Source organism: Natronolimnohabitans sp. A-GB9 (assembly GCF_030848565.1).
In the GTDB taxonomy this organism is placed as follows: domain Archaea; phylum Halobacteriota; class Halobacteria; order Halobacteriales; family Natrialbaceae; genus Natronolimnohabitans.
This window is the reverse complement of the sequence record NZ_JAVDDV010000016.1, coordinates 1-25,538: the sequence shown is the minus strand read 5'-3', so window position 1 is coordinate 25,538 and position 25,538 is coordinate 1. Positions and strand designations below refer to the sequence as shown.

15 protein-coding genes and 1 pseudogene are annotated in these 25,538 nt (G+C 58.9%); 7 read left to right on the top strand and 9 right to left on the bottom strand.

Annotated features, from left to right (window positions below; translation table 11 throughout):
- Nucleotides 1–2: 2 nt before the first annotated feature.
- The 3 genes and pseudogenes from RBH26_RS16340 to RBH26_RS16330 all read left to right on the top strand — a co-directional run.
- Nucleotides 3–1,922, top strand: coding sequence for a class I SAM-dependent methyltransferase (locus tag RBH26_RS16340; RefSeq protein ID WP_306759447.1), 1,920 nt, complete (start codon nucleotides 3–5; stop codon nucleotides 1,920–1,922).
- 193 nt (nucleotides 1,923–2,115) lie between these two features.
- Nucleotides 2,116–4,233, top strand: coding sequence for a hypothetical protein (locus tag RBH26_RS16335; protein ID WP_306759446.1), 2,118 nt, complete (start codon nucleotides 2,116–2,118; stop codon nucleotides 4,231–4,233).
- Between the two features lie 493 nt (nucleotides 4,234–4,726).
- Nucleotides 4,727–5,224, top strand: a pseudogene (locus RBH26_RS16330) (cell division control protein Cdc6); the annotation flags it as partial.
- Between the two features lie 419 nt (nucleotides 5,225–5,643).
- Here RBH26_RS16330 and RBH26_RS16325 read toward each other — a convergent pair.
- The 3 genes from RBH26_RS16325 to RBH26_RS16315 all read right to left on the bottom strand — a co-directional run bounded on the left by RBH26_RS16325 (nucleotide 5,644) and on the right by RBH26_RS16315 (nucleotide 11,104).
- Nucleotides 5,644–7,425, bottom strand: coding sequence for a hypothetical protein (locus RBH26_RS16325; RefSeq protein WP_306759444.1), 1,782 nt, complete (start codon nucleotides 7,423–7,425; stop codon nucleotides 5,644–5,646).
- Between the two features lie 451 nt (nucleotides 7,426–7,876).
- Nucleotides 7,877–8,806 carry a hypothetical protein gene (locus RBH26_RS16320; RefSeq protein ID WP_306759443.1) on the bottom strand — a complete coding sequence of 310 codons (930 nt, stop codon included), beginning with the start codon at nucleotides 8,804–8,806 and terminating at the stop codon, nucleotides 7,877–7,879.
- A gap of 495 nt (nucleotides 8,807–9,301) precedes the next feature.
- Nucleotides 9,302–11,104, bottom strand: coding sequence for a hypothetical protein (locus RBH26_RS16315; protein ID WP_306759442.1), 1,803 nt, complete (start codon nucleotides 11,102–11,104; stop codon nucleotides 9,302–9,304).
- A 511-nt stretch (nucleotides 11,105–11,615) separates the two neighbouring features.
- Here RBH26_RS16315 and RBH26_RS16310 point away from each other — a divergent pair.
- Nucleotides 11,616–12,917, top strand: a complete 1,302-nt coding sequence (locus RBH26_RS16310) for a hypothetical protein (RefSeq protein WP_306759441.1) — start codon at nucleotides 11,616–11,618, stop codon at nucleotides 12,915–12,917.
- A gap of 66 nt (nucleotides 12,918–12,983) precedes the next feature.
- Here RBH26_RS16310 and RBH26_RS16305 read toward each other — a convergent pair whose 3' ends face one another.
- The 5 genes from RBH26_RS16305 to RBH26_RS16285 form a co-directional block, all read right to left on the bottom strand.
- A complete protein-coding gene (locus RBH26_RS16305; RefSeq protein ID WP_306759440.1) occupies nucleotides 12,984–13,304 on the bottom strand; it encodes a hypothetical protein in 321 nt (106 codons plus the stop codon).
- Between the two features lie 239 nt (nucleotides 13,305–13,543).
- The gene (locus RBH26_RS16300; protein WP_306759439.1) at nucleotides 13,544–14,740 is read right to left on the bottom strand and encodes a GNAT family N-acetyltransferase; all 1,197 of its coding nucleotides are present in this window, start codon (nucleotides 14,738–14,740) and stop codon (nucleotides 13,544–13,546) included.
- 231 nt (nucleotides 14,741–14,971) lie between these two features.
- Complete coding sequence (locus tag RBH26_RS16295) at nucleotides 14,972–15,841, bottom strand: formyltransferase family protein (RefSeq protein ID WP_306759438.1); 870 nt, start codon at nucleotides 15,839–15,841, stop codon at nucleotides 14,972–14,974.
- Nucleotides 15,842–16,732, bottom strand: coding sequence for a glycosyl hydrolase (locus RBH26_RS16290; RefSeq protein ID WP_306759437.1), 891 nt, complete (start codon nucleotides 16,730–16,732; stop codon nucleotides 15,842–15,844).
- A gap of 595 nt (nucleotides 16,733–17,327) precedes the next feature.
- Nucleotides 17,328–18,941 (bottom strand): alkaline phosphatase family protein, encoded by a 1,614-nt coding sequence (locus RBH26_RS16285; RefSeq protein WP_306759436.1) that lies wholly within the window; start codon nucleotides 18,939–18,941, stop codon nucleotides 17,328–17,330.
- A 180-nt stretch (nucleotides 18,942–19,121) separates the two neighbouring features.
- Here RBH26_RS16285 and RBH26_RS16280 point away from each other — a divergent pair, with 180 nt between their 5' ends.
- Nucleotides 19,122–20,063, top strand: coding sequence for a polysaccharide deacetylase family protein (locus RBH26_RS16280; RefSeq protein ID WP_306759435.1), 942 nt, complete (start codon nucleotides 19,122–19,124; stop codon nucleotides 20,061–20,063).
- The gene (locus RBH26_RS16275; RefSeq protein ID WP_306759434.1) at nucleotides 20,056–21,204 is read left to right on the top strand and encodes a GNAT family N-acetyltransferase; all 1,149 of its coding nucleotides are present in this window, start codon (nucleotides 20,056–20,058) and stop codon (nucleotides 21,202–21,204) included. The genes RBH26_RS16280 and RBH26_RS16275 overlap by 8 nt, the downstream gene beginning before the upstream one ends.
- A gap of 124 nt (nucleotides 21,205–21,328) precedes the next feature.
- On the opposite strand, the gene RBH26_RS16270 is transcribed toward RBH26_RS16275, so the two are convergent.
- Nucleotides 21,329–22,339 (bottom strand): GNAT family N-acetyltransferase, encoded by a 1,011-nt coding sequence (locus RBH26_RS16270; protein WP_306759433.1) that lies wholly within the window; start codon nucleotides 22,337–22,339, stop codon nucleotides 21,329–21,331.
- Nucleotides 22,340–22,621: 282 nt separating this feature from the next.
- On the opposite strand from RBH26_RS16270, the gene RBH26_RS16265 reads away from it, so the two are divergent.
- Nucleotides 22,622–24,433: an MFS transporter gene (locus RBH26_RS16265; RefSeq protein WP_306759432.1), complete on the top strand. Its 1,812-nt coding sequence runs from the start codon at nucleotides 22,622–22,624 to the stop codon at nucleotides 24,431–24,433.
- Nucleotides 24,434–25,538 lie beyond the last annotated feature (1,105 nt).

The window sequence follows — 25,538 nt, the reverse complement described above, 5'->3', positions numbered from 1 at the left end:
CCATGTCACTGAATCCGAACCACGAAACGATCGAATCGCCGCTGCTCGACAGACTTCGACCAGCCTGTCCCGACTGTGAGGAACCGATCACGCTCGAGTCCCTGACCTGTCGCCACTGTGGATTCGAGGGCGAGTTCAGACACGGGATCCCCTCTCTGGTTCCCGAGTCGGGTGCCCGTCACCCGTCACGTGACGATGCCTCGAGTCCGCGCTTGCTCGAGACCGACGTGCTCCGGTCGCTCGCGACGGACACCGAAGAGGGGTCGATCCGTGATGCGACGGCGACGGTCCTCGAGGGCCACGAGAACCGGACCGACGCGCTAGACGCGATATACGACGTCAACCGGGAGGCGTGGCTGTCACTCCTCGCCGACGAGATCACCGGGCGCTGTCTCGACGTCGGTGCCGGGTTCGGACGGCGGGCACATATCCTCGCCGAACTCGGTGAGCCTGTGGTCGCTGTCGATTCGAACCTCTCGAAACTCCGTGTGGCGACGGAGCGAGACGATTACGACAACGCCGATCGACTGCTTCCGATCCACACGACCGAGGATCGGCTGCCGTTCGGTCCGGAGTCGTTCGATACGATCGTCGCCGACTTCACCGGCTCGAGCATGACCGAGGTACGGACTCGACTTGCCCGGCTGTCCGAGTACCTCGACGACGAGGGAACGATCGTCTTCACCGCCGACGGCTGGCCGCGCCAGACAGGTGTGACGGACCTTCTCGGGATGGACGCGCCCGGATCGGAGGCCACGCTATCGCTGACGGCCGGAACGCCGTCCGCGTATCGGTCGATGGCGACCGAGGCCGGATTCGAGACGGTCTCGCTGTATTCGCTGTTTCCGACCGCGAGCCGTCCGTTGTTCGTCTTCGACATCGAGGACGATCGGGCCGTCGAGACGGTCGCCGAGTTCGTCCTCGCCGAGCGCGGGCAGCTCGCAGGGATGGGAAAGCCACTGGTCTCGCTTGGCAACCGAATGGACCTCCTGAGACGATGGTATCCGAGCGTTCTCGCGGTGTGTACGAACGGTGCCGAGGAGGTTCGATCGTCGCCCGAGTTCGGCGAGCCGTTGCTGGTCTCCGGACGGACCCGATCGGTCGTCCTCGACATCGGCGAGACGGGCGTCGACCGAGTGTGGAAGTATCCGAACCGGCCGGCTCACGCGCCGTTTACCGAACGGGAGAACGCGGTGCTGTCGTCGCTGCACGCGACCGACGAGCCGATCGTCGAGACGCTTCCGGAGGGGGTCGGTGCCGCGTCACCGCTCGGCGAGGCCAGAGCGGAAGATCCCGTCGCCGGCTCGTCGCTCGAGGACGATCTCTCGAGTGACCTCCGGTCTTACGAGCGAGTGCTTCAACTTGGCTTCGACTGGCTCGTCGAGTTCCAGCAGACGTTTCGCGGACCGACGGTGACCCGCTCCCCGGCCGAGGTACGCGACGATCTCCGGTTCGAACCCACTGGTATCGAACCGCCCGCGATCGACGAGCCGGTCACGACCTTCTTTACACCCGTTCATGGGGATTACCTCACTGGAAACATTCACGTCGCCGACGACGAAGTGACGACCGTCATCGACTGGGAGTACGGTGCCCTCGAGGCGTCGCCGATCATCGACGCCGGATTTCTTGTGCTGGAAACAGCGATGCAGGTGTTCGGCGGTATCGAAGACGGCTTCCGAACCGCATTCTGTGAGGACAACGAATATGCGCGTCTCACCCGGTCGACGATCCGCAGCTACTGCCAGGCGCTTGGAATCCCGACCCGGACGTTCGAACTGTACCTCCCGAGTGTCTATCTCCACCGCCTCGAACTCGACCGACAGTTCGACGCCGTGAGTACGTATACGGAACTGGTGGAGATTCGCTCACGCGCCGTCGAGTTCGTCTTCGATAATTTAGACGACGTTTCTCTCGAGTGACACCGGCTCGTACTACCGGTATCGTTTCTCTACGCTTCGCCGACCGTACGATCTTCGTGAATGTCTCTGAAACCATAATAATTGAACAAACGATGTTATCTAGCTCTGTACTTTCAAGATATGATGACTATTTTGGGCTGTTATTCAACATATTCAGAAGGCTTATGTGGGTAATCGCGAATTACATTGTCGTATGGCACGCGATATTTCGGAACTGGATGATAGCGAATCGGGCCAGAAGCGGCCTGTAAGCGGCGATAACAGCGGTAATAACGGATTAATTGACCGTCGGTCGTATCTGAAACTCGCCGGCGCTGCGACCGCCGCTGTCGCTGCGTCCGGTGCGGTGGGTGCCTCCGACGAGGAGTACGACGTCATCGAAGCGGACAACAGCAACTACATTCTCGACGACGGTGAGGTCTTCGAGAACAAGATTATCGACTTCTCGAACGGGAACTGGTTTACCATCGTCGCGGACGCGACGAACTGGACGATCCGGAACGTCGGGTTCCGTGGGACTCACAACCACGATCACAACGCGATCGTCGCGCTCGACGACGGCGGGAACACGTCTACGATCGAGAACGTGTACCTCGGCGATGGCTGTGTCCGGCCGAGTTCCTACAGCTCTCACGGTCAGGTCGGCATCTTCGTCCACCGTGACCACTCCGGCCATCTCGACATTCGGAACGTCTACCTCGAGGACTGGCCGAACAACGGTATCTACGCCAGCCCGGCCGCCTACGATACGCCGGGAACCGTCAGGATCGAAAACTGCTTCGGGAAGAACAACTACGTCGCCTCGATGCGCGTCTCCGACGGCGGCGAAGTGGTCGACTGCGTCGCGTACAACGACGGAACCGGCCGGTACGTGGGTCGGCCGTTCTGGGGCTGGGGCGACCAGGAGGTCGTCGGCTGTGACTTCGACGGCGGTCCGTACGGTAACGGCGCGTCGATCTTCGGCCGCGACGGCTCCAATACCTACGTCGAGGACACGCGCCACAGCGGCTACAGTATGTCGGGTTCGGGCAGCTACTCCGAGGGAAGCGGCGTCGAGAACGGCAGTGCCGATCTCTCCGTCCCGGAGGGCGTCCCCACCTCACCCGAGGAGGCCGTGTCGGGCACCGCCGGATCGACCGGTGGCACTTCGGAACCCGACACAGACGACTCTCGAGGCGACCACGAGGATCTCCAGCACACCTACGAGTTCGTCGCCGAGGACGAGGACGAGCCGACCGACTACTACTTCGAGATCGAAGCGGGACCGATCGAGCCCTCGACGTACAACGACGCGACGATCGAGGAGGAGCTCATGTGGATCAGCGACGACGGCACTCGCGCCGCGGGACGTGTCGCTGATGGCCGCCACGCCTGGGAGTTCGATACGAACCTGATCGACGTTACCGTCGAGGGACCGGCCGAACCGGTCGTCAACGACGTCGAATCTCACCTCGAGCGCTACCCACTGGAGGGGGCGACTGGCGACGACTGGAAAGGTGACATGCCGTGGCACGACACCGACTACGAGCACACGATCCTGATCGACGGCGTCGGAACCGCCGGCGGTACGCGCTATGAGTTTACCGTCAGTGGTGCCGTCGAGAAATCGAACGAACACGGCGCTACTATCGACGAAGCGGACGTCATCGACAGCGGCACCGTCACGGGCTCGGTCGCCGGCTGGCGCGACGCCTTCCTGTTCGACGGCGACCTCGAGGAGCTCACCGTCGATGGGAACGCACGCGTCTACGTCGACGGCGAGGAAGTCGATCCCGCCGACTACGGCGCGGAACTCCCACACGTGCTGACGATCGTCGGCGATGGGTCGCCCGCGAGCTACGAAGTCAGCGTCGACGGGACGGTCGACCGAATGCCGGGTGACGATGCGACGGACTCGACGATCGCCGAGAGCACACTCGAGGGATCGATCGAACGTGACGTCCAGCGCTTCCGGTTTTCCGGTGCGATCAGCGATATCACGCTCATCGACGGGGACGCACGCGTCTACGTCGACGAGGAACGCGTCGACCCCGACGAGATCGGCGAGACGGAACTGCTCCCCCACGCGGTCGTCATCGACGGTACCGATACGGACGGTGAGTCGACGTACTCGTTCGATATCGACGGTGACGTGATCGCGTCGAACTACCGCGACGCCTCGGCCGACGAAGACGACGTCATCGAAGGGACGTCCGTCACTGGGAGCGTCGGGGACGGCCTCGACGCCTACTGGTTCGACGGCGATATCGTCGACTTCCAGTTAGCCGGCGACGCGACCGTCGACGTCGAGTACAACGTCCACAGCCAGTAACGTCGCTGCTTTTTCGCTGCCGGTCGACGGTACCCGACCACGTTCTCGTGACGTTCTATTTCGGTGCCGACAGTTCGTGTGCGTCGGCCGACGGTCGACTTTCGTTCGGGCCGTCGACTGTCGATTTCGTGACCACTCGTGGAGGAAGGACTTTTATTCACGGCTCTCGAAGTAACGGCTGGCTCCCGACGACCGTCATCCAGTACCGGAGCAGTTCGCGTGCCAGCATCTGTTCCCGTTTCAGGCGCGGGAGCCGCTTTCATTCATCTACCGTCCACCATACGAGAAATCGTGTGATCGGCGGGCCACCGATCCGGTGTCCGATCGGGCAGTACGAGCGTATCTGATCGTCGCATTGTTCTCGACGTGTCCACCTCGAGCATCGACGAAAGGCTATCATCTGATACAGGCCACACACCGCGTTTCCCGAGAGTTACGCCACAAACGGCCCTTCCCACACCGAATTTCCTGAGTCACCCAGGAAGCTCAGAGTCTTGAAAATGGGGCCATCGAAATGTGTGCGGCATATGGGGCGAAAGACTCCGGTGACGCTCGACAGGCACTCGACTTGCTGCTCGAGAGCGGAGATATTGCGCGAGAGGAAAATACCGATCACGTGACCGAGGATCATGTCCGAAGGGCCCGAAAACGACTTCAGACGAATCAAGTGATCGAAGGGATCAGCAATTACTCGTTACATGGGCAACTTGTGCTCTGGGCGCTGTGTTTGCTAGAAGAACGAGGGGAGACTCCGGCTCGAACGCGGGAGATCCGTCCACCATACGAGAAATTGTGTGATCAGCGGGCCACTGATCCAGTGTCCGATCGGGCAGTACGAGAGTATCTCGCTGAATTGGAGACACTCGGAATTATACATTCGGATTGGCGCAACCAAGGGAAAGGCGGCGGGAAGTTCAAAGAACACGAATTGAACCAGTCCGTCTCGAGTGTGAAAGCCGGGTTGGAAGAGTTGGTCGGAACCTCACTATAGCCTCATTTACTGCTTCTATCGGTAGAAGGAGACGTTTCCCTCTCACACCACCACTTCCGCTGTTACGGCTAGAAGTTTTCTCCAAGACACCCACCCCACCAGTTCCGCTGTTAGAGTGAAACGCCTCTGCACTCACCGACGCAGTTTGGAGATACCTTTCTAGTGAGCTAGATTAATGTTAAGTAGAATTAGAAAAAACAGTAACCGCACGCTGTTCATTACTAAACTAAATCACCCTCCTCACATGGAGGGTGATGGCACTGTTACACTCACTAACAGCGGAAGTAGTGGGGTGGGTGGGTTGTCGAGATTGGTTATATTGTCGGACAGAACTATTCACCGGTCGGTCGCGAAATCGCGCCGTCACCTACAGTACGAATTACCGATCGCGTCGGCCGTCGTCGTCGGCTTCGCTCTGACTACTGGTCGCGAGCGTTGTACTGGATGTCGACGGTCGCCTCGCCAGCCAGTCGGAACTCCTCGAGATCGCCGTCGAACCAGTAGGCGTCGAGGCCGTCGTCGACGACGCCGCGGACGGTTCCGTCGTCGATCACGTCGTCGCTATCGATCGTGGCGTCCTGATAGGTCGCCTTGTAGACTTCACCGCCGGTTTCGAAGGCGTACGAACTCGGTTCGTCGGTCTCCGTGCCGTCGAAGACGATCGCGTGGGGGAGCAGTTCGTGGTCGCCGTACTCGTCGGGATCGATCTCCTCGCCGTCGAGACTGACGTCGGCCTCGCCGTCGATGATCGTGACGTCGGTCAGCGCACCCGAGAACCGGAACGCCAGGGTCTCGTCGGTAACCGAACTCTGGACCGTCGAGCCCGAAACCGTCGTCGCCTCATCGTCGTCCGCTTCGTCGAGTTCGATCGTTCCGTCGACGGTGAGCTCGAAGCTCGTCGGCTCGCCCTGGCCCTCGACCTCGAGGACGTGGGGGAGTTCCGCGCCGACGTCGTCGGGGTCGATCTCCTCGCCGTCGACCAGCACGGTTGCCGGACCGTCGACGGTGAGCTCCTCGAGGTCGCCGTCGAAGCGGAACACGTCGCGCCAGTCTGCGACGACACCGTGGACCTGGCTGCCGTCGATCTCGGTCGAGTCGTCGATCGCTCCCTCGTAGTCTGCCGGTTCGACGTCGCCGTCGACGACGAACTCGTATCGACTCACGTCCGACGTATCGCCATCGAATCGGAGGAGGTGGGGGAGTTCGTCGGCGTCCTCCTCGTCGTCTTCGTCGCTCGACCCGCTCGAGGCGCTGCCGGAGCCGCCGGCTGCGGCGGCTTCGGCGCTTTCGGGGACGCCCTCGGGAAGCGAGAGGTCGGGATCGGTACCGGCACTCGAGGTGTCGACACTGCCCTGGGTACCGCCGGCGACGGCGCCGCCGTCGAGCCTGACCGAGGCGCCCTGGTGGGTGATTACGGCCGAGTTGTAGTTTCCAGCGGCGAAATGGCAGTCCTCGACAGTAATGCCGCCAGGCTGCCAGACCCACAGCGGGCGACCGGAGTCTTCCGTGTAGCCACCCCAGCTGCCGTTTTCGGTGGAGTAGTCGGTGTCGTCGTTGTAAGCGACACACTCGCGGAGAGTGTCGTTTCGGTTGGCGGCGCGGAACGTCGAGACGCCGTTGTTCTTCCCGAAGCACCGTTCCCACGTGATCGAGCCGCCGCTGGCGCTGTTCGAACAGTACCAGCCGTTGTTCGGGAAGCCCTGGACGTTACACTCGCGGAAGACGACGTTCGCACTGGCGCTTGCGTGGTAGAAGATTCCACCGGGACCGTGAGTGAAACTCGAGCCCGACTTGTTGGCGCCGTCGCCGATGTAGATGTTTTCGAACTCGACGGTCCCACGTGGCGCGGTAATAGAGAAGATGAACCCGTCGCCCTGGTAGAGACCGTGGACGCCGATGTTACGGATCGTCGCTGCGCCGTCGACGACGAACGTGATGTCGTTGCCGTTCGAGACGTCGACGAGTTTGTTCTCGAACGTTTCGTTGCCGATGTTGATCACTTGGCCGCGGGCTTCGATGACCTCGTAGTCGTCGCTGTCGGCGCTTGCGCCCATAGTAAACGCCGTCGCGGCTGCTGTCGCACCAGCCAGTTTCATGTACGATCGTCGATCGAGTAATCCGTCGTTACTGTCGGTAAACGTCGATTGTCCTTCACCGTCGACGTCTCGACCGTCATCCAGTTCCGAAGCGTCGTGTTTCATGCAATCGGGTAATCCAACACTACTACCATAAACTTTCTCCTCTAATTTACTTAAAATTTACAGACTTCCTCTATATAGTGAGGGTATTGATACAAGAATATGCCAAAATACACACGAAATATTACACTCCAGGAGCACCGTTCGAACTGCGAGTAATAGTATATTGTGTACGGCTGGATGGGGGCATAGTGGCTATCCCGGGACTTCGGGATGCCCAGTAACTGTCGAGTAATAGCGTATTACCACCTGAAAAATCGATTGACCCTGTCGCGTAGCGAATCTCGTTACAGTTGGGCGACGATCGTTCCAATCGATGAGAACGAAAACGAAAAACGAACGGCGGAAAGCGTCAGCGGGGGGAGGGGAACCGTCAGCGGAGTGGAGGGCGAGCGTCAGCGGGGGAGGGGAACCGTCAGCGGAGTGGAGGTGCGAGGGGCGTTATCGTACCGGATCAGTCGTCGCCGGTCGCGGCGGCTTCGGCGCTTTCGGGGACGCCGTCGGGGAGGGAGAGATCGGGGTCGCTGCCGGCGTCGGAGGCGTCGACGTTACCCTGGGTACTGCCGGCGACGGCACCGCCGTCGAGAGTGATCGAGGCACCCTGGTGGGCGACCACGGCCGAGTTGTAGTTCCCGGCGTCGAAATGGCAGTCCTCGACGGTGATGCCGCCGGGTTCCCATACCCACAGCGGGCGGCCGGAGGTTTCGTTGTAGCCACCCCAGCTGCCGTTTTCGGTGGAGTAGTCGGTGTCGTCGTTGTAGGCGACACACTCACGGAGGGTGTCGTCCTGGTTGGCGGCACGGAACGTTGCAACGCCGTTGTTCTTCCCGAAGCACCGTTCCCACGTGATCGAGCCGCTGTTTGCGGTGTTGGAACAGTACCAGCCGTTGTTCGGGAATCCCTGCACGTTACACTCCTTGAAGACGACGTCGGCGCTTGCATCGTTGTGGTAGAAGATTCCACCGGGGCCGTGGGTGAAACCCGAGCCTGCCTTGTTAGCGCCGTCGCCGATGTAGATGTTCTCGAACTCGACGGTCCCGCTCGGCGCGGTAATCGAGAAGATGAACCCGTCGCCCTGGAAGAGGCCGTGGACGCCAATGTTACGGATCGTCGCCGCACCGTCGACGTTGAACTGGATATCGTTACCGTTCGAGACGTCGATGAGTTTGTTCTCGAACGTCTCGTCACCGATGGTGACGATTTGACCGTTGGCTTCGATAACCTCGTACTCGTCTTCGGCGGTCGCCGTCCCGGCCACACCGAGGGAGGTTGCCGCGGTCGCAACTGCAGCGAGCGATCGCACGTAGTTGCGGCGGCTTAATCCATCGTTACGGCCTGTGTTCGGCGTCGAGTCCGTTTCGGACGTACGGGAGTTCTGCGCCATACACTTGCGTAACCTGGCCTTATACTCATAAACTTTTCTTTGGAGGGATGGCTTAAATTTACTGAATATATTTATAACTCTATGGAACGAGACACAATCTATGGTGGTTCGGACAAGATATTATGAACGTTCGGTGGCTAATAGACGGGAGGGTAATCGATCTTTGCTGCGGAAATCATCGATTACCGGCCGCGAGTGGCTGTCTCCGGGCTGATTCTCGGACGTACCCGAGACGGCGATCGCTGCGACGGTTCGATTCGACGTCGCCGTGACTGTCTCAGTATCTTCAGGTTACGATCCGATCCGGACGCCGCTCAGTGTGGTCGACGAGCCCATCGGCACGATCGTCGATCACTCACTCGAGTCCGAGCCGATAACTCGACGACACGGTTTGGTGTCTCGGCGGCTGTCGGTGAGTAACGTGACGTTGCTCGTTGGCCACCGCCACTGACGGACACCGATCCGTACGACTGGTGCCCGACAGTATCCCTGTTGTTACGCTTCTTCGTCCGCTTCACCCTCCACGGCGTACATCCGGAACTCGTCGTTCGAGATCAGTTTGTCGGCGCTCGGATCCGTCTCGAGATCCGCGAGTGCGTCCTCACTGTGGTAGAGTTCCTGGTAGACCTCGATCTCGCGCGTGACTTCGTACTCGCTGACGAGGAAGTTGTAGTCGGCGCCGTCGTACGCGCCGCTGTAGTTTCCGGCCTCGAACTCGTCGCTGTTTACCATCCCGCTGTCGGCTGTCCCACCGCTTAGTGTCTCTTCACCGCCGAGGCCGTTAATGCCGTGATCGTACCGGTACGGATCGTATCCCATTCCCGCGATGGCCGTCTCCGAGTCGGCGTCGTCGAGTGCGGTCTCGTACCCGCTGAACTTCTCGTCGGTTACGTGTTGGCCGGGATTGTAGATGATCGGCGAGGAAAAGACCGTCAGCAGGCCGAGAACGAGACAGGCACTGAGGAGCAACGCACCGACGGCGGTCCCGCCCGGTTGCGTGATCACATTCGAGAGCGCGCCGATGGCCTGGGCCAGTGCGACTCCGGCCAGTACCGTCAGGATGACGGCGATGAAGCCGATCTGGCGGAACGCCATCGTCGGCGTCCCGAGGAAGTAGACGAGAAACAGCCCGGACAGTGGGACGAGCGCGAGCGCGAGGTAGTTGACGAACGACTTCGTCTCGGGATCGAGTTTGCTTCGCCCGAGCCACACCAGCAACACGAAGAAGCCGACGACGAGCGAGACGATCGCGAGCTCTAAGAACATCGTCACGAATAGCTCGGCGATGCTGCCGCCGATCGCCTCGAGCGACGAATCGCGTTGCTCGACTTCGGCGCCGCCACCGACGTCCTCTTCGAACAGCCCTTCGATGGTTCCGGTGACTGCGTTTCGGAATCGGTCGTTGCTTACGGCCCACAGAGAGAAGATGATCCCCAGGACGGCCGTGTGGGCGTACATCGTGGGATGATCGAGCATCGGGTGATCGTCGAACCGCCGCCGAGCGAGGAACTGCACGCCGGCGATCGATCCGACGAGGACGAGCACGCCGATCATGTGTTGTGGGTGTACGAGCAGGAGTCCGATCCCCGTGAGGAAGATGAGGAGGCTAAACGGCGAGAGGCCGAAGGGCAGCCGTTCGATCGTCGCCCGCCGGCGGAGATAGGCCACGAACGCGAAGAGAACGACCGGAACCAGAAAGAGAGCGTTCGAGTTCGTATGTACGCCCATGTGGGTCGCGACGTTGTTGATCGGTAACACCATCCAGGAAACGATCGCCGCGACGCCGATCGCCATCCCGCTTCCGCCGATCTCGCGGACGATCAGCGGAACGAACACCAGAAACGGCACGAACAGGACGACCATACTGAACAGGAGCCCGCGTTCGATCGGCACGCCGCCGACGTAGTGCAGGACGGACGCGAGCGTGTGGACGGCCGGGTAGAACAGTTCGTGGGGTGCCATCTCGCCGTTGACGATATCTCGCGTCCAGCCAAGGTGGGTGAGCGCGTCGCCCATCCCGGAGAATCGATAGTTTCTGAGTATCGGGAGACTGACGATCGACGTTACCGTCGTCCCGCCGAGTGCGATTCCGAACGCCTGCTCGCGGCCGCGACAGACGAGTGCTGTGCTGACGGCGACGGCGAGAGCGAGTCCGAATCCGAGCCACGTGATCGTCGGTGTGCCTGTGTAGATCGACGACTCGTAACTGGTCGCGGGGTTCGCTCTCGCGACGAGGATTCCGGTCGCAACCGCGAGAAACCCGATCGCCAGCGTGATATTGAGTGTCGACCGTTTCATACTCTCTCGAAACGGAATTCGGTCGATCCAATAGCGATACGCATGTATTGAGAGGAGCGACATCGATAGCGACGTTTGTTATACGGCTCCTATCGCGACGAGTTCACACGGCGGATCACACTTCCAGTGACGCCGATACGCTCTCGCTCGTCGCCAACACTGGACGGAAACGTCCCGGTACCGAACCGCCCGTCTCGCCCGACAGTCCGTCGATCGAACCGAGTGACCGTTCCGTCCGTCGAATCACGTCTTCGAAACGCAGGTCGCCGTCGAGCGGTGTGTCGGTCGCATCACTCGGCCGAGTGTAGGCCGGGCTTATCACGTCCGACAGACCCTCCGGGGTCGCGGCCTCGAGTTCGAGGGTTCGCCGATCGTTCTCGGCTAGTGATAATGCATCGCGTTCTCGATTTCCGTACGATCAACGGTTCTGATGGTTTTTGTACCCGTTCGTGGTTCGTCGGGCCAACAGCGAACAGCGCGCTCAGTGTCCACAGCCGTTTCGACCACACCTATGTCATCCATCGTCATCGACTACGTCAGCGCCGACGGCACGACTCTCGAGGCGGACGTCACCACGTCCGCGGATCTCGAGCGATTCGTGACCGACGAACCGTTCCGAACCGACTACGACGTCCCGATCGAGGACGTCCCCGACGGGGTACTCGTGATTCCCGTCCTCGCTCAGGTCTGTCCCGTCGCCTGGGCCAACGGGGCCGACGTCTACGTCGACGAGGTCGACGCGACGTTTGCCAGCGCTCTCGCGGACGTCGAGGAATCGCTGTGTCGGATGCACGACTTCCTCGAGGGCGGCACACTCTACGCGAAGGAAACGATCGATCCGGATCCCGACGCCGGCGGCGAGAGCGGCCTGCTCTTTACCGGCGGCGTCGACTCGACGTGTTCGTACGTCCGCCACCGCGAGGAGTCGCCGACGCTGATCAGCATCCGCGGCTGGACGATCACTCCCGACCCCGCTGACGACGAGGACTGGGCCCACCTCCGCGAGCGCGTCTCCGCGTTCGCCGACGACCACGACCTCGAGACGGCGTTTCTCGAGTCGAACATGCTCTCTTTTCTCGATCACGCCATGCTGTTGGCCCACTACAAGCGCTACGTCGACGGCGCCTGGTACAGCTCGGTCGGCCACGGGCTCGGCCTGCTCGGACTCTGTGCACCGATGGCCTACGCACGCGGCATGGACGATCTCTACGTCGCTGCAACCCACTGGGAGGGAATCGACCTCGAGTGGGGCTCTCGTCCCGATATCGACGACCACGTCCGGTGGGCCGGGACCCAGTGTCACCACGACTCCTACGATCTGACGCGCCAGGAGCGTCTCGACGTCATCGCCGACTTCGTTCGTGAGGAGGAGCCAGGGCTGCAACTCCAGACCTGTAACGACCGGATGGACGGCAACTGTGGTGAGTGTGAAAAGTGTTATCGCACTGCAGTTGGACTGCGTCTGGCGGGACTGGACCCGACGGACCACGGCTACCCCTTCGCCGACGAGGACTACCGCGAGATCCGGACGGCCCTGGAAGACGGACGATGGGTGCTCGGTCAGGACGAACGCTACATGTGGGCCGATATCCGTGAGCGCGCGCGTACCACGGATCCCTCCTCGTCCGCGGAGGCCGCCTTTTTCGAGTGGCTCGACGAGACCGACCTCGGCGACCTCGTCTCCGAGTCCGGTCCGCCGCTGTCCCATCGGCTCCTGCGGGCCGGCGCCCGAAACGCACCGGCCAGCGTCTACAACGTCGTCTATCCCGCCTGGACGACCGCGAAGTCGGGACTACGACGGGTCGGCCGGTAACACTGCTCTCGAGTTGTATTGAACCGCAGAAATCGTAACTCGTCCCGCTATCCGTGATCGTCGTCCCTACCGCCCGGGAACGCCGTAATCGACGTGGACGTCGGGGACGCTCGCCGATTCGGGAACCGTGTTTCCGTTCCAGTCGACGACGCGGACGTTGGTCACCTGGCCGTCGAACCGGAACCGCTGGACGCCGACCTCGATCGATCCCTCCGCGACGCTGCCCGAGACGACGGTCCCTTCCGCGACGGGATCGTCTGCGTCCATCTCGATCTCGCCGTCGACGGTGATCTCGAAACTCGAGGGGACCCCACGGCCGACGATCGTCACGCAGTTTGGAAGCTGTTCTGTTTCGGCACCTTGCTGTACCGGAGTGTCACGTGCCATACTTGGTTAACCCGACTTTTACGGTATAAGCTTTCTTGTCGAAAGAATGGTAGATGTTCGAGAAATACAGCCGTCCGAATACTGATCGACCAGCGAATCGTCGTCGACGTTTTGATAACTTTCACACAGCTTTCCGAGCGACCGCCGCTCCGTCTTGCGAATCACGGAGTGTCGTTGGGCGGCCTACGGCGATAGTCGAACGTGATTCGCCGCACTCGACGCCCATCGGAACTGGTCGGTCAGGTCGTGTCCAGATCGAGTCGTGAGAGTGACCAGTCGTCCGCGTCCGTCCTCTCGACACCGACCCCATCGCCGAGGTCGCGGGCCAGTAGCGTCCGCGCAGTCGGCTGGATCAGCGTCGAGAGCGGGAACCGTGTGTCGGGGTAAAACCGATACTGGATCGGCGAGGGAAGCGTCTCCCCGAACGCGGTCACGTAGTTTCGGTTTCCGCGGTCGGCCAGCGCCGTCGCGAGCAATCGATCGATCGCTTCCGCCTCGGCATCGATCTCGCGTGGCAGCGTCTCGACGATCCGCAGGTAGTCGTCGACCCGCGAGGTAACCAGCGCGGCGACCGGCGTCTCGCCGTCACGCGTCACGACGTACGCCGTATACGACCGCGCCGGGTTCCCAAAGCGCCACCGGTAGAACTCAGCGGTCCGGTTGGTATGGATCCCGTCGGGTACCGACCGTCGGTAGACCGACTCGAGCAGCTCCGCTGGCGGCGTCTCGAACCGGACGACGGCGAACTCGTCGGTCGAGTCGGTGACGAGTCGATCGCCGGCCTGCTGTGAACTGGTCACGAGACTCGCGAGCGTATCCACGACGCCGTCCTCGTCGCCGACGCTCGCGTCGATGTCTGCGGGTAAATCGCGATCGACCCCGAGACCGGTATCGCCGTCAACCCATTCGTCGCCGTCGGCTCTCGTTTCGTCGGCGTCGTGATCGTCGTTCGTCAACTTTGCGACGCTTCCGACGGGATCCTGTGGCCGGTAGTAGACCGGGAACGTCCCGATCTCTTTCCAGCCGTGTTTGAGATTACCAGGCTTGGAGTTTTCGTTCGGGAAGTTGAAACAAAACGCCGGCTCGCCGTCCGTGTATCGGTCGACGGCGAAGGCGTTCATCCGACTGAACAGCCCCTGCCCCCGGTAGTCGGGGTGGACCATCGTATCGCAGGGCTGGAACGCGAGTTGCTCGGTGCCCTCGACGTGTGCCTCGAGGGCGAAAAACGCTCGACAGCCGACGACGTCACCGTCGTCTTCGGCAACGACGATCGGAACGTGGTCCACGTAGGGGTTGTCCTCGTATCGCCACTGGAACCAGTCGACGCTTCGCTCGCGGTCGAAGACGGTCTCGTACAGCGAGAGAAACGCGCGTCTATCGTCGGGTTCGAACGGTCGGATCGTGGCCGACGCTCGCATTGGGATGGATTCACTCATAATCGGCGACGGGTGACTGCGACTTCGGCTATGGCTTCGATCGACTCGACGTTCCGTTTTCAGTCCACAAACAAAAAGTCATTGAGCCTGAATACGCTGTATATGTCCGGTAGACGATCTTATTCCCGTTTCAGTCATCAGCTTTGTCACTCTAATTTACGATCTTTGATACCGCTCACCTGTATCTCTTTATTGGAGGTTGGTCGAAACGAAATAGTTCCTGCCGATTGGCTACGTGCCTAGAGCTGACTTCATGCGATAGTAGTTGTTTTTTAAAACAATTTTACCTACGAATCGCGGATCCCTTTTTTGAAGGTCGTGAGAATAATACTCGCCGAGCGTCTCCGCTCGCTGCGCTGAACCGCCGTCTCGAAGTTTTCGGACCCCGTCCGCGTAGATCTCCGTCGAGAGTTGGTAGACTGTGCCGCCGACTTCGTCCAGCGTCGCGGTGTCCGATACTGGTGCGGACTTCGTGCTGACGATCGCGCCGCCGTCGATATCTTCGGTCAGTCGTTGGAGCGTCACAGTAACGGTATCATCACCATTCAGGAACGAAAGCTTCGGCCCCATCCCACGGTACTCGCGAATATCACTTCCGTGAACACTCAACACTCCGTGTTCGGGAGCAGTGAGTACGTCGCCTTTGATAAGACCGAATCCGAATCGAAGAACGACGTCACACCTCTCTTCGATCTCCGACACGACAGCAGGGGGAAGCGTGTTCCAGACACCGTCTGAGTTCGGTTCGCATTCTTTGACGGTCGTCTCCGTGAGACAGTCGACGTCGGATACTTCCTTGGTACGAAGCCAATCTCTTCGCTTTGTTTCACCGAAATAGTGCCAACCGAATTTCTGATCCGCGTATAGGAATGCCTTCAGACCGTCCTCACGGAGCACGTCGTAGAACAATTTAAGATCGTCGACGGTGACGAGTGCGTCTCGATCGATCGCTTCCGCACCAGATTTCGTCGTCGTATCGTTCCGGCTGCTGGCATCGACGACGACGTATGTAATATCTACGTCCTCGAGTTCGGCGACGTTCTTTATCGCTTCCTCGTGCCACGACGGGATCCGTGGATCGACCAATATTCCGACCTGCACTTACATCACCTCTCGAGTAACGGATTGATCGCGACCGTCGATGTCGTCACAGACGTTCCCATTACTCCTCTCGGCTGATCGTTCACTGTCGTCGATTTGCTCGAGACGGCTCTTCCCGACGAACCACTCCAGAGGAACCGAGTGGATTTTGCCGTGGCAATCTGCCATATTGAATGGATTGACGGCAAGTCCAAACTCGTCGTCAGTTTCGAGGAACGCGTATGCGCTCGTCGACGGGAGCGCCGATACCTGCTCGCTGACAGTCCGACGACGTTCGAACGAGAACAGTTCGTACCATGTTTGATAGTTCGACTGTGACGATGCGGCGAACACGCTGGCCGATCGACTACACGAGTTTCGAGCGTTAGCTGGCGCCGTAGTGTCGGTTCCAGCCTCTGCAGCAGTCGAGACGATGACCCAGACCGTGTCATCAATTTCCAGTGTTTCTAGATAAAAAACGGAGGAGTCGACGACGCGAACGGTTTCGGGCTGTGGATCAGCGGTCCACAGTTCATCTCGAGGCAATCGAAGAACGCGGACGCGGTCGGCGTACGAACAGTCCATCCCCCAGACGATCGAGTCCGGCGTAAACGCCAAGCCGACCGTTCGCCACTGCTGACTTCCGGCTCCGATTTCCTTGAACTGTCCATCGTCGAACGTTCCGATTGCACTTTCGTCGTCGGTGTCACCGGTTGTTCCCCAGAGACTGTCTCCGTACGGATCGTGAAAGATGCCGTGGAAGTGACGATAGCCTGAGTCTTCGAAATACGTGGACCACGTTCGACCGGAATCGTCGCTGACTAGAACTCTCGCCGGTTCGTCGCCGAAGGTGTACTCCCCGAGGAATACCCGGCCATCGTACGTACAGAGCGACGTCGGTAATGTGCCCATTGGTCCTGACGCCAGCGGAAGTTCGTACACTTGCTGCCACGAGTCGCCCCCATCGACGGATCGAAATAATAGATGCCCGACAGTTGCAAGAAGCGTCTCGTCGTCGATTGGCCAGATGTTTGTCGTCGTGTACCAGCCGGTCAGGGGGCTGAGGAGACGTTTAAACCAATGTCGGTTCAGCGGACCGAAATTAACTCGTTGCTTGTCTTTGAACGGGATATCTGGGTTCGGTAGCATCCCCTGCGGTTTGAAACCCGTCCGAGGGGCCCAGGTACCGACCTTGAGTCCCCGTGTCGCGTAGAGTGTTCCTTCATAACTCGAACCGATTTTCATAGATCTATAGCTGATTCAGAATTGAACACACATCGTTACTCACTATCTAATATCCACCACCTGTAACACCCCCTATCATAGTAAATATTGTATGAATTTTCAATATTATATATGGTATCTGTACTCTTGAAATAACCATTCCCGACGGAGTAGTCGTTCTGAAACGTTGCTGTAGTAGCATGCTCGTTTGACTGCGGTGATTTGGACCGACTCGAAAACACCTGCAATAGTTTCGAATCAAGTCCCGACCGAGCGGTTTTCTTCACTCGAGATAGCCGAGATCCGCGAGTCGTTTCTCGACTCCCTCGTCGGCCGTTTCGACTGACTCCGTTTCGCCCAACCGTGGGTACTCTTGCGTCCCGGCTGATTCGACGCAGGGAAGCGGTTCGCCGTCCATCCGCTCGTCGAACGGCACGTCGAGTGCCGATAATACGGTCGGTGCGATATCGAAGAGGTGCGCGTTCCCGACGCCAGAGCCGTGATCGAAGGCCTCGCCGCGGACTGCGACCGTCCCCTCGAGTTTGTGGTTCCACGGCTCGCTCGGTGGGCCGAACTGCTCGTCTCGCAGTGTCGCCGACAGGAAGTGGTCGAAGTCGGCCGGCACGGTCACGATATCGACTGCGTGTTCGCTCTCGGGCCCGTGGAAGTACTCCTCTCGAGGACGGACGGACTCGAAGACGGGATCGCCGTCGGGTGTCGTGATCGACCGTAACGCATCGATGAGTTGTCGACGTACCGCCTCGTACTCTTCGGGCGAGACGACGCCGTCGGGGTCGCGTCCCTCGAGGTTGAGACGGATCCCGAGTTCGATCCGCGAGCGCACGTAGGCGGTCGACTGCGGGAAGTCGACCTGTGTCGCCCCCGCGTTGACGACCCCCGCGGGAGCGTACGCCGCGACCAGATCGTCGATCCCGAGTCGCTCGAGGACGGCGCCGATTCGCTGGCTGGTAAGTCCGAACCCGGCGGCGGTCGCCATCGCCCGTTCGGCGATGCCGGGGTCGTAACTCGTGTCCGCTTGCCCCTCTTTGAGATTGCCGTCGCGGACCGTCGCCCAGGTCGGCATTCCGTCTCCGCCGTTTTCGGTCGCGACGTATCCCTCCTCGCGGAGGTAGTCGTTGACACGGAACTCGTGGCCGTCGTAGGGACCCATCCCGTGATCGCTGGCGACGATCACGTTCTCCGGGTCGTGTTCCTCGAGAATCTCGCGAAGCTGTCGATCGACCTCGCGATAGATCGCACGGATCGCCGCGTCGTTTTCCGGCTGCTCGTGGAAGATCGAGTCTGTCCCCTGGAACTCGACGAAGCCGAACTCGGGTTCGAATCGGTCGGCGAGGTAGCGAAACGCTTCCCCGCGCATACGCGCGCAGTCACTGTATGCTCGCCCGAGGTCGTCCGCGTCCTCGTCGGGATAGACGCGATACTCCCCGATTTCCGCCCGGACGTCCTCGAGCAGTCCCGCGGGGTGACAGTCCGGATCCTCCGGTGCGGTGTAGCCCGGTATCAACGCCCCGTCGAACTCACGCGGTGGGTGTGTAACCGGGACGTTGACGACGACACTCGAGATTCCGTGCGTGTCAAGCAGTTCCCACAGCGTCCGCTCGCGGACGTCAGTTGCGTTGACGACGTCCCAGTCGTAGCCGTCGAAGGAGAGAAAGCCGTAGACGCCGTGTTTGCCCGGGTTCTTTCCCGTATACATCGACGGCCAGGCGCTTGCCGTCCAGGGCGGAATCTGGGACTCGAGAGGGCCACTCGTCCCATCCCGATAGATCGACTCGAGGGTCGGTACCTCGTCGTCTTCGAACAACGGTTCGAGCACCCGATCACAGGCCGCGTCGATACCGACTAGCAGCGTTTGGAGGGAGGTTCTGTCATCCATCGATCACGGATCCCATCCCGCTCCCTTTCGTTATGGTCGCGATTACCGAACGAAACCGCGACCACCCCGAACGCCGCACTCGAGGGTCGCGAACGGACGGGCGATCGACTAGACACTCGTGACTCTCGTGTTACCAGAAATCTCTACTTAACTAACTTCTCGGACGGGATGAGCTGCGATATGGGAAGCGTCGTTATTTCGATTGATGCCGAGCTCGCATGGGGCTTTCACGATCTTCCGGATCCGCCCGAACCGAGGATCCGCCGTGCTCGGTCGGCGTGGGTGGAAACTGTCGACCTGTTCGACGAGTACTTGATACCGGCGACCTGGGCCGTCGTCGGACACCTGCTGCTCGAGGAGTGCAACGGCGAGCACGCCGACCACCCCGCGGCGACCTCCGGCTGGTTCGACGCCGATCCGGGCGGCGACGGGACCGAAAATGATCTGTGGTTCGGGACGAATCTCGTCGACGCGATCAGGGAGGCTGACGCCGATCACGAGGTCGGGAGTCACTCGTTTTCGCACGTCATCTTCGATCGCGACCGGATCACGCCCGAGATCGCGGCCGCCGAGTTCCGGCGGAGCGCCGCCGTCGCCCGCGAGCGGGATCTGTCCGTCTCTTCGTTCGTATTCCCGCGAAACATCGTCGGCTTCCGTGAACTCCTCCCCAAATACGGCTTCGAAGCCTACCGGGGCCGGGCGCCGCCGCGGTGGTACGACGACTCAAAGCTCTACCCGCTCGCGAAGTTCGTGAGCTACACCGTCGGCACCGAGGGCCCGCCCCTCGTGAAGCCGGAAATCGACGAGCACGGCCTCGTCAACATCCCGGCGTCGCTCGATCTCTACTCGTTTGAGGGGCCCGCCCGAACGGCCGCCCGCCCCTTCGGAGAAGACCCGATCGTGCGACAGGCCAAGATGGGAATCGATGCGGCGGCGGAGTCGCCCGGCGTCTTTCACATCTGGCTCCATCCGAACAATCTCGTCGACCAAGCCGACGTTGATCGCCTTCGGCGCGTCCTCTCGTACGTCGCCGAGCGGCGCGACGAGGGGCGACTCTCCGTTGAAACGATGGCTGACGTCGCGGAACGAACGCTGGCCAAACACCGAGACCTCCATGCCTGAGTACACGATCCGACGGTTCCGAGACGGCGATTTCGAGGGGTACCGATCGCTCTACCGCGACGTGTTTGGATCGCAGCCGGCTGACGACTGGTTCCAATGGAAGTATCGAGACAATCCCTATGCCGATCACGTTCCGATCTACGTTGCCGAAACGGACGGCGAAATCGTCGGCGCACGATCGTTCTTCGCTCTGCCGCTCCGAACGGCGCGGGATGACGTCCTCGCGTTCCAGCCCTGCGACACGATGGTCCACGAGGACCATCGCCGCCGAGGACTGTTCACGCGCATGACCGAGGCCGCGATCGACGGCTACCGCGACGGAGAGCCCGCGCTCTTTTTCAACTTCCCGAACAGCAGAACCCGCGCCGGAAACCGGAAACTCGGCTGGCGGATCGTGCGGGAAAAGGAACTGTGGTACCGGCTGCAGGACCCGGCCGCGGTCGCCCAATCGATGACCGACAACGACGTGATCAGACTCGCCGCGACTGCCGCCGGCCCGGCAATAAAGGGGTACGGAGCCGCTCGCGGCGCCCTCGCGACACACCCCGGTGCGTCGGCGGACGGAATCGCGATCGAACGCTGCGAAAAAGTTCCCGCTGAACGACTTGCAGCGCTCTATCAGCGGTCGTCCCCGGACGCGTTCCACGTCCCACGCGACGACGGGTTCCTCCGGTGGCGCTTCCGGAATCCCGACTGGGCGTACAGGACGTACGTCGCGTCCTCGGGCGGCGACGACGTCGCCGCAATCGTTACCGGAACGCGAACCCTCGGTAACGGACTGACGAAGACGACCGTTGTCGACGTGCTGTCCGCCGACGGCGATCGCGCGGCCGAAATCGATCGGCTGCTCACGACTGTGCTGTCAGACAATCGATCGACGGACCTGATCGTCGCGATGACCAGTTCGATCCGGCGCGAGACGTTGCTGAACCGAGGTTTCCTTCCTGACAGCAGGCCGCCGCTTGACCCGGTCACGGAGACGACGACGTTGATGGTTCGGTCGCTCGCCGGAGACGAGGGCGCCGAAGACATCGAGGGCGATAACGACAACGAGGTCCGTGACGCGTGGACGCTCGACGGACGGGCGATCGACGAGCCGCAAAACTGGAAGACGACGTTCGTCAGTCATGATACGGATTGACGGCGCGGCGCGACCCGTCGTCGCGTCGGCGTCGTGGCTCGGTTTTCGAACGTCCCCCAGGATGCCAGCCTGATCGACGACCGAAAAGAAAAATCGTAACTGAAACCGAAACGGAAGTCGCGAACTACTTCACCGAATCGTAGAGCGAGGCGAGCTGTCGCATCCCCCACTTCCCGTACTCGAGGCTGTAGTACGTCTGCAGCTCCGGGTTGAACTTCGCCTTGTAGCGGTTGATCCGACGCGTGTCGGCGCCGACGAGGTCGTACGTCTCGAGGCCGCGCTCGAGACCGTCTTTCATGATTGCCCAGTCGAGCAGATCGTTCGTCGGCACGTCGACGTCGGCGTCGGTCCGGACACCGCCCATCCACCGTCCCGTGGTGTCGCCGTACTCGAGTGCCAGAATGCCGCCGACGAACTCCCCGTCTACCCGGAGCGTGTAGGGTCTGACGTGGCCGTTCTGTGAGCGTTCGGCGAGGTCGAGGACGAACTCGTCTGGGACGCCGAAGCCGATATCCTGGGACTCGTAGCGATTTTTCACCTGTTCGTGGATCAGTCGGATCTCCTCAGGTCCGCCGACGTCGACCTCGTAGGCCTCGTCGTCGGTGTTTCGGATATTGCTTCGCGCGTCGCTGCTGAACGTCATCAGCAGGTCCGATTCCTCGAGCGTGAGATCGACCGCGTAGGTGTACTCCGGCGTCGCGTCGTACTCGTTCCACTTGAACGGCCGCGAGTCCTCGAAGGCCGTCGACGTCCGGACGTGCCCGTACTTCGGCGAAAGTTCGTCCTGGATCCACTCGAAACAGCCGTCCATGAACCGCTGGCGTCGCCGCTCGCGCTTTCGCTGTTTCAGCTTCCCCATGTTCAGGAAGGCCGGCCCGAGATACGGCACCCGGAGGTGTGGTGGCGGCGAAAACGCCGTCGTGACGAACTGCTTTTTGATCTCGAAGACGGGAAAGAGTCCGACCGGCTCCTGTCCCTTGAACCCGATTAACGGATGGAGGGTTGCGTTCGAGTAGTCAGCCTGGACCTCGAGTGCCTCGAGTTCGTGACACAGCGTCCCCTGTGGCGACTGGCTGACGTAGCTGTTCCACTTCTCGAGGTCGTCATCTGTTGCAATGTGGACCTCAATGCTCATTTATATCCCTCCTGACAATCGAACTGCTGGTCGTCTCGAACGGCCGTTCGATATACCATGTGGGACAGATCGCTTTACAGTTACTTTGTAAGCAACCTGTTTCCGTCTTCATCAACTACTGGCTATGAGTAATGTGAATATAGATTGTATACCTGTCCAATATCGTCTTATACTATGTTCAGTCTAGTACACGTACTTTGAATCTCGATAGTATTGACTGATATACATACAGAAATCGGTGAATAACAAGGATTGTTATCGGAAAATCACGAATCAGTCCGAATGTCACCATTGCCAACTTCCGACGACCTGTTCCGTAAACTCATCCTCGCTATCGGATTTCTTGCGGTCGGGGTGAGTGTACTTATCGCGCACTCCAATCCCGCGGCCGGATACGAGATATCAATATACACGATGACTCCCCCATTAGTCTGGGTGGGACTGCTGCTTGCGATGAGCACCGCGCTCGCTGTTGCATTTGTTCCTCCCTCAGAACGCAAGTCTGGACGAACTTCGATTGCGCTCGTACTTGGCGGACTTGTGATGGCTGTTTTCGCTGGATTACCAATTATTCGAGGATATCGTTTCTACGGACACCATGACGCCTTGACACATCTCGGTTGGGCTCGAGCGATTAGTGAAGGAACGATACTACCATTTGATCTGTATTATCCTGGTATCCACACAGTCACAGCAATTATTAACTCAGTATTTGGCTTTTCGATGTCTCAGTCGATGCTCATCGTTGTCCTCGTTCCTGTTCTGGTTTTTTTCATCTTTGTGCCACTCTGTGTTGGAGCAATTATTCAAGAGCAGCGAGCTGTTACGATTGCCACATTCTCTGGATTCCTCTTGTTGCCGATAACAACGATTTCTATGTATATGAACGCCCACGCGATGACACAAACCGTCTTGCTGTCGTCGATGTTTCTTTACCTGACTGTAAAATATCTCCGTGTCGACCGCGATAATGTTTCGGCCACCGCAGGTGGGATGGTTTTATTTCTCGCTTCGATCTCACTTGTCATCTACCATCCGCAACTTGTTGCCCATCTGACTGTCGTACTTCTGGGGATTTCCGGTGTACAGTATATTGCTAATCGCGTATCAACTGAAAATCAGATCATAACTCATACTCCGATGTATGGTCAAACATTGTTTTTAATCGGAATCTTTGTCCTCTGGACCTCAAACCACGGATTCTTCGCCGACATTGCAGCATACTTTTTCAGATCTGCTGTTGAATTCCTTTTCATCGGTGGTGAAGCTGGTGACTCTGTAGCCACACAAGGAGCGTCATTGGACGGAGCGGGCGGCAGTCTAATGGAGATTTTCTTTAAATTGTTCTTCCCACATCTAATATTTACGCTGCTTATAATGATGGCCGTATTCGGGGTACTCATCAATTGGGATAGATTCAAGAATTCCCGATACGAAATAATCTACTTTACGGTGGGACTTGTCGGCCTTTCACTGTTGTTCGCAATCTATTTCGTTGCATCCGGATCACTGATGTATTTCCGTGTTTTCGGATTAATGATGTTGTTTGGAACCATTCTTGGTTCGATCTCCCTTCATTGCCTTACTGCAGACCGATGTTCCGAAGCGGATAGGTTTTTCTCCATATCAACTCAGACTGTATTTGCTGCTGGATTCGCGCTGCTACTCGTACTTTCTCTTATGGCAGTATTTCCATCGCCATATACATACAACGAGTCGCCCCACGTTAGTGAAATGCAACTAGAAGGGTACGAAACTGCGTTCGACACCCGAGACGACAACATTGACTTTGTTGGATTGCGAAACGGACCGAACCGTCATGATGACGCGGTTAACGGTAACGAAGAGCGTATGAGACTGCACCTCAATATTGACGAGTCAATGCTTGATGAGAGACTTGCTACGCAACTCGAGAACGATCGTTATCTCGCTCTCACACAATCTGATTACGAACGTGAGATACATGCATATAATGAACTCCGGTACACTGAAGATGAACTAGATTCTCTTAGCGTACATCCTACTGTCGATCGAATTCAATCGAACGGTGAGTTCGAACTGTATTATGTGAATGCTGAAACAACCTCAACATAGGCACTGCCTAGTTTCTTCACTTCGCACGTTTATCTTTGTTCACCGCATATCTCTCGTTTATATCCTAATTCTCCCGATTACGTCGTTTCTCTCCCGCACCGATCCGATCGACGAGTTTGATGCATTCTCATATCATCGGTCGTATTTAGATCTAGTAATATTACCTCTATGTCGGGATTTCTAGGAAGTGAACCGAGCACAGGTGGATGTGCACTCCGAACTGGCTCGCTTCATCGAACGATGCGCCGAGCTATATCAAAAATCTGCTAGAAGTGATCCGAACGAACCTATCAGCAAAGGAAAATGAGTTACGCTGATTGTGGCGATTCACGGCCTTCGAGAATACCTCGACCATCCCTACCGACAATTGCTAGATGTGATTCGGGAAATACCTGCTACCGTCGCTAAACCTTATTTCCAGTAAATATATACATATAAAATTTATTATTAACTCCAAAATGAAGGATCAAGGTGTCTGTATGGCGAACGCTGTTGCAGTTGTCTGCAGAACTATTCGATACTGGAAAGGTACAGGCGATCGGCTCGACCAGCATCGTTCGTCAAGTCATAACTACGCAAAGCGCGTCAAAGGGACGTTTGGGTCGGTCAAAGCCACTATTCTTGTTCTCGATTTACACTGCTCGATTACTACCACATGATATAAAAATTGTATGTGGTTACTGAAAGAAATATCGACAACGTGAAAACTGTCATCGCTGACAAAGAGTTTGATTGGGACGACCTCCGGTAGATGCTGCGGAACGAGGGAATTGGACCGGTAATCAAGCATCGTGAGTTCTACTCGCTCGACGTCGCACATAATGTTCGGATTGATGATGAAATCTATCATCAATGGTCTGTCGTGGAATCGATGTTTTTCGCGTTCCGCGGACGTTTCGGTTCAACACTTAAGCCAAGAATATGGTTTGGACAGTACTGAGAACTCGTCCTTAAGGCCGCTGTCAGAAACATTGAACAGTCGATCACGACCTGAATTGGATGATTTCGCGTGTCTAAACAAGGCCCGTATCATCAGAAACACCACGCGAAAACCTACGTCACCGGTCTTGTTGCGGTCAGTAACAAGACCGTAGACGAGCGGATC

Excerpts from the sequence above, each read along its gene's own strand:
- RBH26_RS16340 (WP_306759447.1), top strand. The coding sequence starts at position 3 with ATGTCACTGAATCCGAACCACGAAACGATCGAATCGCCGCTGCTCGAC.
- RBH26_RS16335 (WP_306759446.1), top strand. The coding sequence starts at position 2,116 with ATGGCACGCGATATTTCGGAACTGGATGATAGCGAATCGGGCCAGAAG.
- RBH26_RS16325 (WP_306759444.1), bottom strand. The coding sequence starts at position 7,425 with ATGAAACACGACGCTTCGGAACTGGATGACGGTCGAGACGTCGACGGT.
- RBH26_RS16320 (WP_306759443.1), bottom strand. The coding sequence starts at position 8,806 with ATGGCGCAGAACTCCCGTACGTCCGAAACGGACTCGACGCCGAACACA.
- RBH26_RS16315 (WP_306759442.1), bottom strand. The coding sequence starts at position 11,104 with ATGAAACGGTCGACACTCAATATCACGCTGGCGATCGGGTTTCTCGCG.
- RBH26_RS16310 (WP_306759441.1), top strand. The coding sequence starts at position 11,616 with ATGTCATCCATCGTCATCGACTACGTCAGCGCCGACGGCACGACTCTC.
- RBH26_RS16305 (WP_306759440.1), bottom strand. The coding sequence starts at position 13,304 with ATGGCACGTGACACTCCGGTACAGCAAGGTGCCGAAACAGAACAGCTT.
- RBH26_RS16300 (WP_306759439.1), bottom strand. The coding sequence starts at position 14,740 with ATGAGTGAATCCATCCCAATGCGAGCGTCGGCCACGATCCGACCGTTC.
- RBH26_RS16290 (WP_306759437.1), bottom strand. The coding sequence starts at position 16,732 with ATGGGCACATTACCGACGTCGCTCTGTACGTACGATGGCCGGGTATTC.
- RBH26_RS16285 (WP_306759436.1), bottom strand. The coding sequence starts at position 18,941 with ATGGATGACAGAACCTCCCTCCAAACGCTGCTAGTCGGTATCGACGCG.
- RBH26_RS16280 (WP_306759435.1), top strand. The coding sequence starts at position 19,122 with ATGGGAAGCGTCGTTATTTCGATTGATGCCGAGCTCGCATGGGGCTTT.
- RBH26_RS16275 (WP_306759434.1), top strand. The coding sequence starts at position 20,056 with ATGCCTGAGTACACGATCCGACGGTTCCGAGACGGCGATTTCGAGGGG.
- RBH26_RS16270 (WP_306759433.1), bottom strand. The coding sequence starts at position 22,339 with ATGAGCATTGAGGTCCACATTGCAACAGATGACGACCTCGAGAAGTGG.
- RBH26_RS16265 (WP_306759432.1), top strand. The coding sequence starts at position 22,622 with ATGTCACCATTGCCAACTTCCGACGACCTGTTCCGTAAACTCATCCTC.